Annotated in this window: 13 protein-coding genes; 10 read left to right on the plus strand and 3 right to left on the minus strand. The window is 61.9% G+C overall.

Annotated features, from left to right (window positions below):
• The first annotated feature begins 215 nt into the window (after positions 1-215).
• The 6 genes from adk (at position 216) to QMK50_RS19235 (ending at position 4,514) form a co-directional block, all read left to right on the plus strand.
• Positions 216-863 (plus strand): adenylate kinase, encoded by a 648-nt coding sequence (adk, locus tag QMK50_RS19210; RefSeq protein WP_095166739.1) that lies wholly within the window; start codon positions 216-218, stop codon positions 861-863.
• Positions 864-956: 93 nt separating this feature from the next.
• Positions 957-1,631: a tRNA (adenosine(37)-N6)-threonylcarbamoyltransferase complex dimerization subunit type 1 TsaB gene (gene tsaB / locus QMK50_RS19215; RefSeq protein WP_095166741.1), complete on the plus strand. Its 675-nt coding sequence runs from the start codon at positions 957-959 to the stop codon at positions 1,629-1,631.
• A gap of 153 nt (positions 1,632-1,784) precedes the next feature.
• Positions 1,785-2,081: a hypothetical protein gene (locus QMK50_RS19220; protein WP_095166743.1), complete on the plus strand. Its 297-nt coding sequence runs from the start codon at positions 1,785-1,787 to the stop codon at positions 2,079-2,081.
• The gene (locus QMK50_RS19225; protein ID WP_320333738.1) at positions 2,081-2,941 is read left to right on the plus strand and encodes a DUF72 domain-containing protein; all 861 of its coding nucleotides are present in this window, start codon (positions 2,081-2,083) and stop codon (positions 2,939-2,941) included. The genes QMK50_RS19220 and QMK50_RS19225 overlap by 1 nt, the downstream gene beginning before the upstream one ends.
• Before the next feature lie 36 nt (positions 2,942-2,977).
• Positions 2,978-3,799 (plus strand): isocitrate lyase/PEP mutase family protein, encoded by an 822-nt coding sequence (locus QMK50_RS19230; RefSeq protein ID WP_159994009.1) that lies wholly within the window; start codon positions 2,978-2,980, stop codon positions 3,797-3,799.
• A 13-nt stretch (positions 3,800-3,812) separates the two neighbouring features.
• Complete coding sequence (locus QMK50_RS19235) at positions 3,813-4,514, plus strand: extensin family protein (protein WP_413787302.1); 702 nt, start codon at positions 3,813-3,815, stop codon at positions 4,512-4,514.
• Between the two features lie 3 nt (positions 4,515-4,517).
• Here the strand turns inward: QMK50_RS19235 and QMK50_RS19240 are convergent, their stop codons facing one another.
• Complete coding sequence (locus tag QMK50_RS19240) at positions 4,518-5,138, minus strand: energy transducer TonB (protein ID WP_159994012.1); 621 nt, start codon at positions 5,136-5,138, stop codon at positions 4,518-4,520.
• Positions 5,139-5,231: 93 nt separating this feature from the next.
• Here QMK50_RS19240 and QMK50_RS19245 point away from each other — a divergent pair, with 93 nt between their 5' ends.
• On the plus strand, positions 5,232-6,014 hold the full coding sequence (locus QMK50_RS19245; protein ID WP_320333739.1) for a class I SAM-dependent methyltransferase: 783 nt from the start codon (positions 5,232-5,234) through the stop codon (positions 6,012-6,014).
• A gap of 27 nt (positions 6,015-6,041) precedes the next feature.
• Here QMK50_RS19245 and QMK50_RS19250 read toward each other — a convergent pair whose 3' ends face one another.
• Complete coding sequence (locus QMK50_RS19250; protein ID WP_159994015.1) at positions 6,042-6,677, minus strand: TetR/AcrR family transcriptional regulator; 636 nt, start codon at positions 6,675-6,677, stop codon at positions 6,042-6,044.
• 94 nt (positions 6,678-6,771) lie between these two features.
• Between QMK50_RS19250 and QMK50_RS19255 the strand changes: the two genes are divergently transcribed.
• The 3 genes from QMK50_RS19255 (at position 6,772) to QMK50_RS19265 (ending at position 12,415) form a co-directional block, all read left to right on the plus strand.
• Positions 6,772-7,872 (plus strand): efflux RND transporter periplasmic adaptor subunit, encoded by a 1,101-nt coding sequence (locus QMK50_RS19255; protein WP_159994017.1) that lies wholly within the window; start codon positions 6,772-6,774, stop codon positions 7,870-7,872.
• 6 nt (positions 7,873-7,878) lie between these two features.
• Positions 7,879-10,938, plus strand: a complete 3,060-nt coding sequence (locus tag QMK50_RS19260; RefSeq protein WP_320333740.1) for an efflux RND transporter permease subunit — start codon at positions 7,879-7,881, stop codon at positions 10,936-10,938.
• A 112-nt stretch (positions 10,939-11,050) separates the two neighbouring features.
• Positions 11,051-12,415: a Fic family protein gene (locus tag QMK50_RS19265; RefSeq protein ID WP_320333741.1), complete on the plus strand. Its 1,365-nt coding sequence runs from the start codon at positions 11,051-11,053 to the stop codon at positions 12,413-12,415.
• 61 nt (positions 12,416-12,476) lie between these two features.
• Here QMK50_RS19265 and QMK50_RS19270 read toward each other — a convergent pair whose 3' ends face one another.
• The gene (locus QMK50_RS19270; RefSeq protein ID WP_159994021.1) at positions 12,477-12,875 is read right to left on the minus strand and encodes a YbaY family lipoprotein; all 399 of its coding nucleotides are present in this window, start codon (positions 12,873-12,875) and stop codon (positions 12,477-12,479) included.
• Positions 12,876-12,924: the final 49 nt, after the last annotated feature.

Consider the following 12,924-nt stretch of genomic DNA (forward strand, 5'->3'; position numbering starts at 1 on the left):
AGGCGACACTTTGTTATGGGGTTGCGACTTGGAATACCTCGTCGCAACGGCAGGACCGGCGCGGGTTCCTCCGACTTTCGGCGGCTTGTGTGGGCCGTGCCTGCTGTGTATCTTGATCAGCCTTTGGCCGTTTGGGCGGCCCACGACCCTATTCTGAGATTGGCCCCAAGCGGCGAATCCGATCGTTTATAAATAAGAAATTGAGGAGCACATCGATGCGCGTCATTCTGCTGGGAGCTCCCGGGGCCGGTAAAGGTACTCAGGCTAAGTTCATCACCGAAAAATTCTCCATTCCGCAGATCTCCACCGGCGACATGCTGCGTGCGGCGGTCAAGGCTGGCACCGAGCTGGGCATCAAGGCCAAGGGCATCATGGATGCCGGTGGCCTGGTCTCCGACGACCTGATCATCGCCCTGGTCAAGGACCGTATCGCGCAGCCAGATTGCGCCAACGGTTTCCTGTTCGACGGTTTCCCGCGCACCATCCCGCAGGCTGAAGCACTGGTCAGCGAAGGCGTCGAGCTGGATCACGTGGTGGAAATCGCCGTCGACGACGAAGAAATCGTCCAGCGTATCGCCGGTCGTCGTGTCCACGAAGCCAGCGGCCGCGTTTACCACACCGTCTACAACCCGCCAAAACTGGCTGGCAAGGACGACATCACTGGCGAAGAGCTGGTGCAGCGCAAAGACGACACCGAAGAAACCGTGCGTCATCGCCTGTCGGTCTACCACGACCAGACCAAGCCTTTGGTGGCGTTCTACCAGAATCTCGCGGCTGCCCAGGGCAAGCCGAAGTACAGCCACATTGCAGGCGTTGGTTCGGTTGAAGCCATCACCGGCAAGGTGCTTGAAGCACTGAGCTGATAAAGCTCACTGGCTTTACGTTCAACGGCCCGCTTGCGGGCCGTTGTTGTTTATACTGACGGACTTTTTTCTACCACGTTGACGGAAACATCGATGAGTACCTTGCTGGCCCTGGACACCGCGACTGAAGCTTGCTCCGTTGCCTTGCTGCATAACGGCAAGGTAACCAGCCATTACGAGGTGATCCCGCGGCTGCATGCGCAGAAGCTGCTGCCGATGATCCAGCAATTGCTGGCCGAGGCCGGCACCACCTTGCAGGCGGTCGATGCGATTGCCTTTGGCCGTGGGCCGGGGGCGTTTACCGGGGTGCGGATTGCCATCGGCGTGGTCCAGGGCCTGGCGTTTGCCCTGGATCGTCCGGTGTTGCCGGTGTCCAACCTGGCGGTGCTGGCGCAGCGCGCGTTGCGCGAGCACGGCGCGACCCAGGTGGCGGCCGCCATCGATGCCCGCATGGATGAAGTCTATTGGGGTTGCTACCGCGAAACCGCCGGTGAAATGCGCCTGGTCGGCGCCGAGGCGGTGCTGCCACCGGAAGTCGCGGCTCTGCCTGCTGATGCGGCGGGCGACTGGTTTGGTGCCGGCACCGGTTGGGGTTATGCCGAGCGCATCGCCGTCAGCCTGAGTGGCCAGGACGCCGGCATGCTGCCCCACGCCCAGGACTTGCTGAGCCTGGCGCAGTTCGCCTGGGAGCGTGGTGAAGCGATTGTCGCCGACAACGCCCAGCCGGTTTACCTGCGCGACAAAGTGGCGACGCCCAAGGCCCGCTAAGCCCTCGTCAGGGTCAGTACGTGACGTCAATCGTCAGTTTTCAGCCCGGGCTTTTAAACCTTTTGCCTTTTATGTGTTCTAGTTATCACTTGGCAATTTGCGCGTCGCAGTGAGTGCCGCTAAATTGCCATCATTGATAACGAGTTTATCTCTATGCGCGTAGACGGTTTTTCCTCGCAGTCCTATCCCATCCCCCGCAAGCCTCGCAAGGGCAGTGCGACGGTGGACGACTCCGTCCTGGACCACGACGACGAACCGCAAGTGCCCTCTGAAGAGCAACTGGCCGCCCGCGCCGCCCAGCGCCAGAGCAATCTGCCCGCGCGTCCGCAAGACCTGCTCTACCACCGTGCGATGAGCCGGCATGTCTCCCTGGCCCTGGCCAGTTACCTGAGTACCGCCGCTTTCGTCGATTGGGACATGGAAGTGCTGGGTCTCGACCTGCACATCTGATGTCGCTGCCGTATTTCCTCGGGTGCCCATCCTGGAGCGAAAACGCCTGGCGCCAGTATCTGTATCCGCAAGACGCCCGTCCCAACCAGTTCCTGGAGTTGTACTCGCAGGTGTTCAACGCTGTTGAAGGCAACACCACCTTCTATGCGCGCCCAGCACCGGCGACGGTGGAGCGCTGGGCGCAAACCATGCCCAGGCACTTTCGTTTTACCGCCAAGTTCCCCAGCGAAATCAGCCACGGCGGTGACCTGCGTGAGCAACTGACGGGCGCCGAGTCTTTCGTGCAATTGCTCAGCCCGCTGGGTGAGCGGGTGGCGCCGTTCTGGCTGCAGCTGTCAAAGGCCTTCACCCCGCAACGCTTGCCGGAACTCGCCGGGTTTATCGACGGTTTGCAGCGGCCCCTGGCGGTGGAGGTGCGGCATCGGGATTTTTTTGCCAAGGGCGATGCCGAGCGCCAGCTCAATCGCCTGTTGCTTGCGCGTGGCGTTGAGCGGATCTGCCTGGATCCGCGAGCGCTGTTCAGTTGCACCTCGAGTGACCCTGGGGTCCTGCATGCGCAGTCGAAGAAACCTAACGTGCCGACTCGCCCGGCAGCGTTCACCCAGTGCCCACAGGTGCGCTTCATCGGTCATCCGCTGCTGCAGGCCAATGATCCGTTCCTGACGCCCTGGGTCGAGAAAATCGCCCAGTGGATCGAAGAGGGACGCACGCCGTACATCTTCCTGCACACTGCCGACAACCTGCAGGCAGCCGCGTTGGCACAGCACTTTCATGCTCGGTTGATGACGCGTTTGCCTGGCTTGCCGGCGCTGCCTGAGCTATACAGAGAACCCGCCGCCGAGCAGCTCGGTTTGCTCTGACGACGGGCCACCCCCCCCCGCGACAGGAGCGAGCCAATGGCCACGCAAATCTTCAAAGCCCAAGCGTTCAAAGCCTTGCATGAAGGTCCCGGGACCTTTGTGATTCCCAATCCCTGGGATGCCGGTTCGGCCAGGATGCTCGCCAGCCTGGGTTACCAGGCGCTGGCAACCACCAGTGCCGGCTACGCGTTTTCCATGGCTCGCCCCGACGGCGCACTGAAGCTTGAGGACACCCTGGCCAACGTCCGGGCGATTGTCGCGGCCAGCGACTTGCCGGTCGCCGTCGACCTCGAAAACGGCTTTGCCGATGATCCCACGCAGTGCGCCGAAAGCCTGCTGCGTGCCGCCAGTGCCGGGGCCGTCGGCGGCTCGATCGAAGATGCCACGGGCCGCGAAGACGCTCCCATCTACTGCTTCGAGCATGCCGTGGCGCGCATCGAGGCGGCGGTGGCGGCCGCGCGCAGCCTGCCATTTCCCTTCACCTTGACCGCGCGCGCGGAGAATTATCTGCACGGCAATCCAGACCTGGCCGATACCATCCGCCGCCTGCAGGCGTTCGCCGAGGCGGGCGCCGATGTGCTGTATGCCCCCGGCCTGCGTACGGCTGAAGAGGTGTTGGCGGTCGTGCGGGCGGTGGCGCCCAAACCGGTCAACGTGTTGATGTCCGGGGGGCTCAAGCTTAACGTGGCGCAACTCAACGAGATGGGGGTCAAGCGTATCAGCGTCGGTTCGGCCATGGCCTTGGCGGCCTATGGCGAGTTCTTCCGCGCCGCCCGGGAGATTCAGGAACACGGCACCTTTGGCTTCACCGAGCGCTCGATGCCGTATGCGCAGGCCAATCAACTGTTCAAAGGCTGACTGACGGGGCGTGATGGTGAAGTGGCTGAAAGTCCTGGTGCTGCTGTTATTGCTGGTGGGGGCTGGGTTGTTCGGTGTGTGGCGGGGCTGGTTGCCTGTGCCCTCGGCGTGGAATCCCTGGGCGCCGCTGGAGGTGCAGTCGGCGCCGAACCTGCTGACGCGCTACAAGCTGATGCGCCTGCGTGATAACTCGGCACTCTGTGACCAGGTACTCGCTACCTCCGGCCTGAAGTTCAGCCGCCAGGCGGACAGCCCGACCGATGCCACCTGCCCGTTGCACAACACCTTGCGGGTGTCAGGTGGCGAGGTGGCGCTGAGCAGCAGCTTTCTCGCCAGCTGCCCCCTGGCTGTGGCCTTTGCCCTGTTTCAGCGCCACGCGCTGCAGCCTGCGGCTCAGGCGGTCTACGGCCAGGCGGTGGCGCGGGTCGATCACCTGGGCAGCTTTGCCTGTCGCAATATGTACAACCGGGAAAAAGCTGCACGCAGCCAGCACGCCACGGCCAATGCCCTGGACATTGCCGGTTTTCGCCTGGCCGATGGGCGCACAGTCAACGTGCTGCGGGACTGGCCACAGGACAACGCCGACGCGCGGTTTTTGCGTCAGGTGCGCGATGACGCCTGTGAGGTATTCAACGTGGTGCTGAGCCCGGACTACAACGCCGCTCATCGCAATCATTTTCACCTGGATACTGGGCCCTGGTGGGTCTGTCGCTGAGACTCAGGCGGCGATGCGCAGATTGTGCAGGACGATCGGCCGCGCCCAGCGGGTGTCGAAGTCCAGTTGTTTCTGTTGTTCGACCTGTTCTTCCGGCGGATAGGGCGGCGCAGGCGGCGGCAGCAGTTGCAGTTCGAACTCGGCGATCGGCAGGAACAGCGCCCGCGGTTGCGGAGCCGGGCCTGGGGGTGGCAGGGGTTGGCCGGCCGTGAGCACCAGCGGACGCAGCCACTCGTGGTCGAAGTCCTGTTGCGCTTGCTGGGCGACGATCTCATCAGCCGGGAAGGGCGGGGCTGGCGGGTCCAGCAGTTGCATCTCGAATTCGGCGATCGGCAGGAACAACGGTTCGGGCGGGCGGATCTCGGTGTCGACGATGTTGCACGCGCGCTGGCTGACGATCTCGCTCAGCAACTCGGAGCCGCCAGCGGGCTCAACCGAGCTATCGATGGCAACGGGCGTGTAGTCACCCGCCGCCGGTACCCGGTCACCCAACTGATCGGCCAGGGCCTGGGCAAAAAAATCCTGCCACAGGTGACTGACGCCGCTCAGTGTTTGGGTGTTGTGCCGGCTGTATTCGCGGTAAGGCGAAATAAACCCGGCGGGTACGTGTTGAATGTCTGACATTTTTCTCGGTCGACGCTCAGCTCTGGCAAAATGCTCGATAGTTTGGTTATCGGCCGTTTTTGCCGATCATTAATTTTTTGAGTGTGTTTTCTGATGAGTGAGCAACCTGCGGCCAGCCGCATCAAAGTCCAGGCCCTGGCGGATGGCTTTCAGGCGCAAGCCATGCATTGGGCCGAGCGCCTGGGCCTGCCGCTGCAGCTGGACGATGCCGAGTTCGCCCTGCAAGTGGGTGAGCAGGGCTTGCAGTTGCAGCAACTGGGGGCGGATGCGCCCGGTCCGGTGCGGGTGGACTTCGTCGAGGGTGGCGCGGCCCATCGCCGGTTGTACGGTGGCGGCAGCGGGCAGATGATCGCCAAGGCGGTAGGCGTCGCACAGGGCGTGCGCCCCAGGGTGCTGGATGCCACGGCGGGGCTGGGCAAGGACGGTTTTGTGTTGGCCAGCCTGGGCTGTGAAATCAGCCTGATCGAGCGCCAGCCGTTGATTGGCGCCTTGCTCGAGGATGGTCTGGCGCGGGCGGCAGAGGATTTCGAGGTGGCGCCGATTGTCGCAAGGATGCGCTTGCTCAAGGGCAATTCAATCGAACTGATGCGCAACTGGGAAGGCGAACCGCCGCAGGTGATCTACCTCGACCCGATGTTCCCGCACCGTGAGAAAACCGCACTGGTGAAAAAGGAAATGCGCCTGTTTCGCCCGTTAGTGGGGGACGACGCGGATGCCCCGGCCCTGCTGGAAGCTGCCCTGGCCCTGGCCAGCCACCGGGTCGTGGTCAAGCGCCCACGCAAGGCCCCGTGCATTGCCGGGCCCAAGCCGAGTCATGCGTTGGATGGCAAGTCCAGCCGGTATGACATCTATCCGAAAAAAGCCCTCAAGTCGTAAGCCACATAGCATGCAGCTTGCAGCTGCCTATGGCCGATAGGCCCGCATAAACAACCCCACCACTTCCTGCACATGGGCTTCGGCCGCCTCGCCGATGGGCGGCTCACCGCAGCCATAGAGCAGGCGGAAATTCCCCGCGCCCTTGAGCAGGCAAAAGAAGTGCTCGGCGGCATTGCGCGGCTTGTCGATGCGCAAGGCCCCCAGTTGGTCGATCTTGCCGAGCAAGCGTTCCATACCGTTGAGCATCCGTTGCGGGCCGGCGTCGAAGAAGATCAGCGAGAGCTTCGGGTCCTGGCTGCCCAGGGCCATGATCAGGCGGTGCAGGTTGACCGACTCATCGCTGTTGATCAGTTGATGAAAGCCCCGGGCAATGTTCAGCAACACATTTTCTACCGGCATGCCTTCGGGCAATTCGAAGAACAGGGTGGGCAATTGTTCTTCGCACTTGGCCATGACCGCGGCACTGAACAGCGTCTCCTTGTCATTGAAGTGGCTGTAGACGGTCAGTTTTGATACGCCGGCCTCAGCCGCCACCGCGTCCATGCTGGTGCTCGCATAACCGTTGCTCAGGAACAGGCGCTTGGCTGCCTCGAGGATCGCTTCGCGCTTGGCGAGATCTTTTGGGCGGCCGGGGCCGTTGGAAGGAGAAAGATTGTCGGACATTTTTCGCTTTTAATACTGGACTGGTGAGTTTGCTATTAATAACATACTGCCCAGTATAATTATTCCTAGCACCATTAGCGAAAGGTCGTTCACCATGTTCCGCTATGCCTTGCCCCTCGCGTTGCCAGTCAGCCTGGCGCTGTTATTAACGGCATGCGGTCACGAAGAGCCGGTGCAGGCCACCGTGCGCCCGGCCATGGTGGTCCAGCCAGAGCCTTCGGCGCAGGCGCTGGACAGCTACCCCGGTGAAGTCCGAGCGCGTTATGAGCCAGACCTGGCATTTCGCATCGGTGGCAAAGTCAGCCGACGACTGGTAGATGAAGGGCAGCGGGTCAAGGCCAACCAGGCACTGGCCGAACTCGACCCCGAGGACGTGCGCCTGCAACTGGACGCGAGCCGGGCTCAGGTCGCGGCGGCAGCGGCCAACCTCAACCTGGTACGCGCCGAACGCGACCGGTACAAGACCCTGATGGAGCGGCAGATGGTCAGCCGCTCGCAGTACGACAACGCCGAGAACCTCTACCGCGCGGGTGAAGCACGCCTCAAGCAAATCAAGGCGGAGTTCGATGTGGCCAGCAATCAGGCCAGCTACGCGGTATTGCGCGCGCCCCAGGATGGGGTGGTGGCCAAGCGTGCAGTGGAAGTCGGGCAAGTGGTGGGTGCTGGGCAAACGGTCTTTACCCTGGCAACCGACGGCGAGCGTGAGGTGCTGATCAGCCTGCCGGAGCAGCATTTCGGCCGGTTCAAGGTCGGCCAGCCGGTCACGGTCGAACTCTGGACCCAACAGGGCCAGCGTTTCGCCGGGACGATTCGCGAGCTGTCGCCCGCCGCCGATCCCAAGTCGCGGACCTTCGCTGCGCGTATCACCTTTACCGCCGGCAAGGTCCCGGCCGAACTTGGGCAAAGCGCCCGGGTGTTCATTCAGAGCGCCGATGCGGTCGCGCTCACCGTGCCGCTGTCGGCGCTTACGGCTGAGAACGGTGCTACTTACGTCTGGGTCGTGGGCGCCAACAACAAGCTGAAAAAAGTCCCGGTGCGGGTCGGCGCGTTTGGTGAAAAAACCGTGCCAGTGCTCGAGGGCTTGAACCCCGACGACTGGGTCGTGGCGGCCGGTGTGCATGTGCTCCTCGACGGCCAGCAGGTGCGGCCGGTGGATCGCTCTAACCGCGTGGTCAATCTGGCGGGCAAGGAGTAATACCCAATGGGTTTCAATCTTTCCGCATGGGCGTTGCGCAATCGCCAGATCGTACTGTTCCTGATGATCCTGCTGGCCGTCGTTGGCACCCTGTCCTACACCAAGTTGGGGCAGAGCGAGGACCCGCCGTTCACGTTCAAGGCCATGGTGATCAAGACCAATTGGCCCGGGGCAACCGCCCAGGAGGTCTCGCGCCAGGTCACCGAACGCATCGAAAAGAAGCTGATGGAAACCGGCGAGTACGAGCGCATTGTCTCGTTTTCGCGCCCCGGCGAATCCCAGGTGACGTTCATTGCCCGCGACTCGATGCACTCGCAGCAGATTCCCGAGCTGTGGTACCAGGTGCGCAAGAAGGTCAGCGACATTCGCCAGACCCTGCCACCAGGAATCCAGGGACCCTTCTTCAACGATGAATTCGGCACCACCTTCGGCAACATCTATGCGCTGACCGGCGAGGGGTTTGATTACGCGGTGCTCAAGGATTATGCCGACCGGATCCAGATCCAGCTGCAGCGGGTCAAGGATGTCGGCAAGGTCGAGCTGCTCGGGCTGCAGGACGAGAAGATCTGGATCGAGTTGTCCAACGTCAAGCTCGCCACCCTGGGCTTGCCCCTGGCTGCTGTGCAGCAGGCGCTGGAGGAGCAGAACGCGCTGTCCAATGCCGGCTTCTTTGAAACCGGCAGCGAGCGCCTGCAACTGCGGGTCACGGGCAACTTCGAGACGGTGGAGCAGATCCAGCGGTTTCCAATCCGGGTCGGCGACCGGACGTTGCGGATTGCCGACGTGGCCGATGTGCGTCGCGGTTTCAACGATCCACCGGCGCCGCGCATGCGCTTCATGGGCGAAGATGCGATCGGCCTGGCAGTGGCGATGAAGGACGGCGGCGACATCCTGGTACTGGGCAAGGCCCTGGAACTGGAGTTCGAGCGCATCCAGAACAACTTGCCGGCCGGCATGCAGCTGCGCAAGGTTTCGGATCAGCCGGCGGCGGTGAAAACCAGTGTCGGTGAGTTCGTGCAAGTGTTGGCCGAAGCGCTGGCGATTGTCCTGCTGGTGAGTTTCTTCTCGCTCGGCGTGCGCACCGGCATGGTGGTTGCCCTGGCTATCCCCCTGGTGCTGGCGATGACCTTTGCCTGCATGTATTACCTGGGCATCGGCCTGCACAAGATTTCCCTGGGGGCGCTGGTGCTGGCCCTGGGGCTGCTGGTGGACGACGCGATCATTGCCGTGGAAATGATGGCGATCAAAATGGAGCAGGGCTACGACCGCTTCAAGGCCGCCAGCTATGCCTGGACCAGTACCGCCTTCCCAATGCTCACCGGCACCTTGATCACTGCCGCCGGCTTCCTGCCGATTGCCACGGCGCAATCGGGTACCGGCGAATACACCCGCTCGATCTTCCAGGTGGTGACCATCGCGTTGCTGGCGTCCTGGGTGGCGGCGGTGGTGTTCGTGCCGTACCTGGGCGAAAAGCTGCTGCCGGACCTGGCAAAGATTCACGCCGCCAAGCACGGCGCTGGCCAGCCCGATCCTTACGGCACACCGTTCTATCAACGGGTCCGACGGTTGGTGGAGTGGTGCGTGCGCCGGCGTAAAACGGTGATCGCACTGACCGTCGTGCTGTTCGTGGCCTCGGTGGTGCTGTTCCGGTTTGTCCCGCAGCAGTTCTTTCCAGCCTCCGGCCGCCTGGAGTTGATGGTCGACCTGAAGCTGGCCGAAGGTGCCTCCCTGAGCAATACCACCGCCGAGGTCAAGCGCCTGGAGGCATTGGTCAAGGAACACGCCGGCATCGAAAACTACGTGGCCTACATCGGCACCGGCTCGCCGCGTTTCTACCTGCCACTGGACCAGCAATTGCCGGCGGCGAGCTTTGCCCAGTTCGTGGTGCTGGCCAATACCATCGAGGAGCGGGAGAACCTGCGGACTTGGCTGATCGAAACCCTCAACGAGCAGTTCCCGGCATTGCGCTCACGGGTGACGCGCCTGGAAAACGGCCCGCCGGTGGGTTACCCGGTGCAGTTCCGGGTGACCGGCGAGCACATCGAGGAGGTGCGTGCCCTGGCCCGCAAAGTGGCGGCCAAGGTGCGTGAGAACCCCCATGTGGTCAATGTGCACCTGGATTGGGAAGAGCCGAGCAAGGTGGTGTACCTCAATGTCGATCAGGACCGGGCCCGGGCACTGGGCGTGAGCACGGCCAACCTGTCGAAGTTTTTGCAAAGCTCGCTGACCGGTTCCAGCGTCAGCCAGTACCGCGAAGACAACGAGTTGATCGAAATCCTCTTGCGCGGCACCTTGCACGAACGCAGCGAACTGTCGCTGCTGTCGAGCCTGGCGGTGCCGACCGATAACGGCAAGAGCGTGGCGCTGTCCCAGGTCGCGACCCTGGAATACGGCTTTGAGGAGGGCATCATCTGGCACCGCGACCGCTTGCCCAACGTGACGGTGCGCGCCGATATCTACGGCAAGGAACAACCGGCCACCCTGGTCCAGCAGATCTTGCCGACCCTGGCGCCGATTCGCGCCGAACTGCCCGACGGCTACCTGCTGGATGTCGGCGGCACGGTGGAAGACTCGGCCCGCGGCCAGAACTCGGTGAAGGCCGGTGTGCCGCTGTTCATTGTGGTGGTGCTGACCTTGCTGATGCTGCAATTGCGCAGCTTCTCGCGCACCGCGATGGTGTTCCTGACGGCGCCGCTGGGGCTGATCGGCGTCACCCTGTTCCTGATCGTGTTTCGCCAGCCGTTCGGTTTTGTGGCGATGCTGGGCACCATCGCCTTGTCGGGGATGATCATGCGTAACTCGGTGATCCTGGTGGACCAGATCGAACAGGACATTGGGGCCGGTCTCAAGCCTTGGCAGGCGATCATCGAAGCCACGGTGCGACGCTTCCGGCCCATCGTGCTGACGGCGCTGGCGGCCGTGCTGGCGATGATCCCGCTGTCGCGCAGCGTGTTCTTCGGCCCGATGGCCGTGGCCATCATGGGCGGCCTGATCGTCGCCACGGCCCTGACCCTGTTGTTCCTGCCGGCACTGTATGCGGCGTGGTTCAGGGTGAAGAGAGAGTGAGGATTTGACTGGCAGTTGATCGGCGTTCCTTGTCTCAATATTTAAGAATGTTGAGACAAGGTCGTTGGTGTGTTGTACTTCTGTCTCAGTTTTATTATTTTTTGAGACAGAGATGATCAAGGGTCCGCCCACCGTAGATCCCGACGTTCTAGAAAAACTTGGGATCTCACCCTACAAAGAAAAGCTCGTGCAATATTTGGCCCTGCTCAAGCCACTGGATAGTCAGGGTCGTTATCTGCCATTCGATGAGCTGCGTTATCGCTGGCCGCCAGGCCTGGATACGACGCTGTGTTGGGCCTTGGTGAAAAAGGCGCGCATGGCCCAGTACAGCCAACTGCTGCCATTGGGGGAGCCTAACCAATGGGCTCACTTCATCGTCACCCCGCTGGCGCAGAAAACCCTGTCGGTGGTCGACCGTCAGGCAACCACTGCCGCGCTGGAGTACATGACTCATCACATCGGTGAGACGGCGCATTTCGCCTACTTGCTCAATGACCTGATCGAAGACGAAGCCATCAGCAGTAGCCAGCTAGAAGGTGCTGCGACCACCACGCAGGTGGCCAAGGACATGCTCAAGCGCAATCGCCTGCCTCGTTCTGCGGATGAGCGGATGGTCATTGGCAACTACAAGATGATGACGTTTGCCTGGGAGAAACGTTATGAGCCGTTGAGCCTCGAACTCATCAGCCAGCTGCATCGCGTGGGGGTCGAAGGTATCGACGATGCGCAGTATTCGCCGGGGCTTTTTCGCAGCAATGATGACGTCGTGGTGCAGGACGGTGAGGGCAATACCGTCCATACCCCACCTCCGGCATCAGGCATCGGCGCTCGCCTCAGCGGTTTGGCACATTGGATCAACCAGTCGCAAAACGACCCGTTGCAGGCCGACTATGTGCACCCGATGATCAAGGCTATCGCCCTGCATTTTGCGATGGGTTATGAGCATCCATTCCGCGATGGCAACGGTCGGGTGGCGCGGGCGCTGTTTTACTGGTTCATGTTCAAGAATGATTTTTCCGCGTTTCGCTACATTGCTATCAGCATTCTGTTGCGCAATGCACCCGTGAAGTACGGTCGCTCCTACCTGGCTACCGAAAGTGATGGGCTGGACCTGACGTATTTCATCGACCATCAGTGCTCGGTCATATTGCGCGCAGTCACCGAGTTTTCGGCGGTGTATCGCAAGAGTCTGGTCTATGCCCAAGGATTTGATCGTTGGCTTGAGGAGTCGGGACTGTTCAAGCAATTGACGGACAAGCAACGAACGGTATTTCAGGTAGCCAAGAGTGGCATGGCCAAAGAGTTCACCGCCGTCAATGTGAAGGAGAACCTGAACTGCTCTTACAACACCGCTGCCAGCACACTGAACGGTCTGGTCGAACTCAAGGTGTTCGAGAAGAAAAAGATGGGGCGCGAGTGGGTGTTCTTTCTGCGTGACGCATTGCACATCCAAGCAGACGCCAAGGAGCCACATTAGCCCAGCGAGGACTTCGTCCTCGAACGCAGCCTCGCGGGCTCGGCAGTTGCTACAGAGTTCCTTAGCGTACGGCGTCGACGCGCACTTGCAGCGGCTGGGGATCCTTGCCGTCCAGTTGCACGGCGTGATGTTCAGTGGTGATGAACAGCAGCTTGCCGTCGTTTTCGATCCGCGCGCTCACCGAGTAGCGGTGGCCAGGTTCAACTTGCAGGGGATCGTAGCTGAGGTGGAACTTCAGGGGGACCTGGCCTTGAACCGGGCCTTTGTGTTCATCAATCACCCGGGCCGGTGCATCGGCGAGGGACACGTCCTGCAGGCTGACACTCAAGGTCGCAGTCGGCGGCAAAGCGATGCGTTGCAGGTAGAAGACTTCCCCGTCCAGGGAGGCCTTGGGCTCGGAGGAGGGTGTCTGGCAAGCGGTAAGCAGGGCGGCGGCGGCGAGCAGGGTGAGTTTTTTCATCACGGATCTCCGTAGCGAGGGCTCCAGTATCAGACTGGCGCCCTGATTC

Origin of the sequence: Pseudomonas sp. P5_152, assembly GCF_033989915.1 — a bacterium.
Taxonomy (GTDB): Bacteria; Pseudomonadota; Gammaproteobacteria; order Pseudomonadales; family Pseudomonadaceae; genus Aquipseudomonas.

What these genes read in the sequence shown, in the direction of transcription:
- adk (WP_095166739.1), top strand. Translation starts at nt 216, where the DNA reads ATGCGCGTCATTCTGCTGGGAGCTCCCGGGGCCGGTAAAGGTACTCAG.
- tsaB (WP_095166741.1), top strand. Translation starts at nt 957, where the DNA reads ATGAGTACCTTGCTGGCCCTGGACACCGCGACTGAAGCTTGCTCCGTT.
- QMK50_RS19220 (WP_095166743.1), top strand. Translation starts at nt 1,785, where the DNA reads ATGCGCGTAGACGGTTTTTCCTCGCAGTCCTATCCCATCCCCCGCAAG.
- QMK50_RS19225 (WP_320333738.1), top strand. Translation starts at nt 2,081, where the DNA reads ATGTCGCTGCCGTATTTCCTCGGGTGCCCATCCTGGAGCGAAAACGCC.
- QMK50_RS19230 (WP_159994009.1), top strand. Translation starts at nt 2,978, where the DNA reads ATGGCCACGCAAATCTTCAAAGCCCAAGCGTTCAAAGCCTTGCATGAA.
- QMK50_RS19235 (WP_413787302.1), top strand. Translation starts at nt 3,813, where the DNA reads ATGGTGAAGTGGCTGAAAGTCCTGGTGCTGCTGTTATTGCTGGTGGGG.
- QMK50_RS19240 (WP_159994012.1), bottom strand. Translation starts at nt 5,138, where the DNA reads ATGTCAGACATTCAACACGTACCCGCCGGGTTTATTTCGCCTTACCGC.
- QMK50_RS19245 (WP_320333739.1), top strand. Translation starts at nt 5,232, where the DNA reads ATGAGTGAGCAACCTGCGGCCAGCCGCATCAAAGTCCAGGCCCTGGCG.
- QMK50_RS19250 (WP_159994015.1), bottom strand. Translation starts at nt 6,677, where the DNA reads ATGTCCGACAATCTTTCTCCTTCCAACGGCCCCGGCCGCCCAAAAGAT.
- QMK50_RS19255 (WP_159994017.1), top strand. Translation starts at nt 6,772, where the DNA reads ATGTTCCGCTATGCCTTGCCCCTCGCGTTGCCAGTCAGCCTGGCGCTG.
- QMK50_RS19260 (WP_320333740.1), top strand. Translation starts at nt 7,879, where the DNA reads ATGGGTTTCAATCTTTCCGCATGGGCGTTGCGCAATCGCCAGATCGTA.
- QMK50_RS19265 (WP_320333741.1), top strand. Translation starts at nt 11,051, where the DNA reads ATGATCAAGGGTCCGCCCACCGTAGATCCCGACGTTCTAGAAAAACTT.
- QMK50_RS19270 (WP_159994021.1), bottom strand. Translation starts at nt 12,875, where the DNA reads ATGAAAAAACTCACCCTGCTCGCCGCCGCCGCCCTGCTTACCGCTTGC.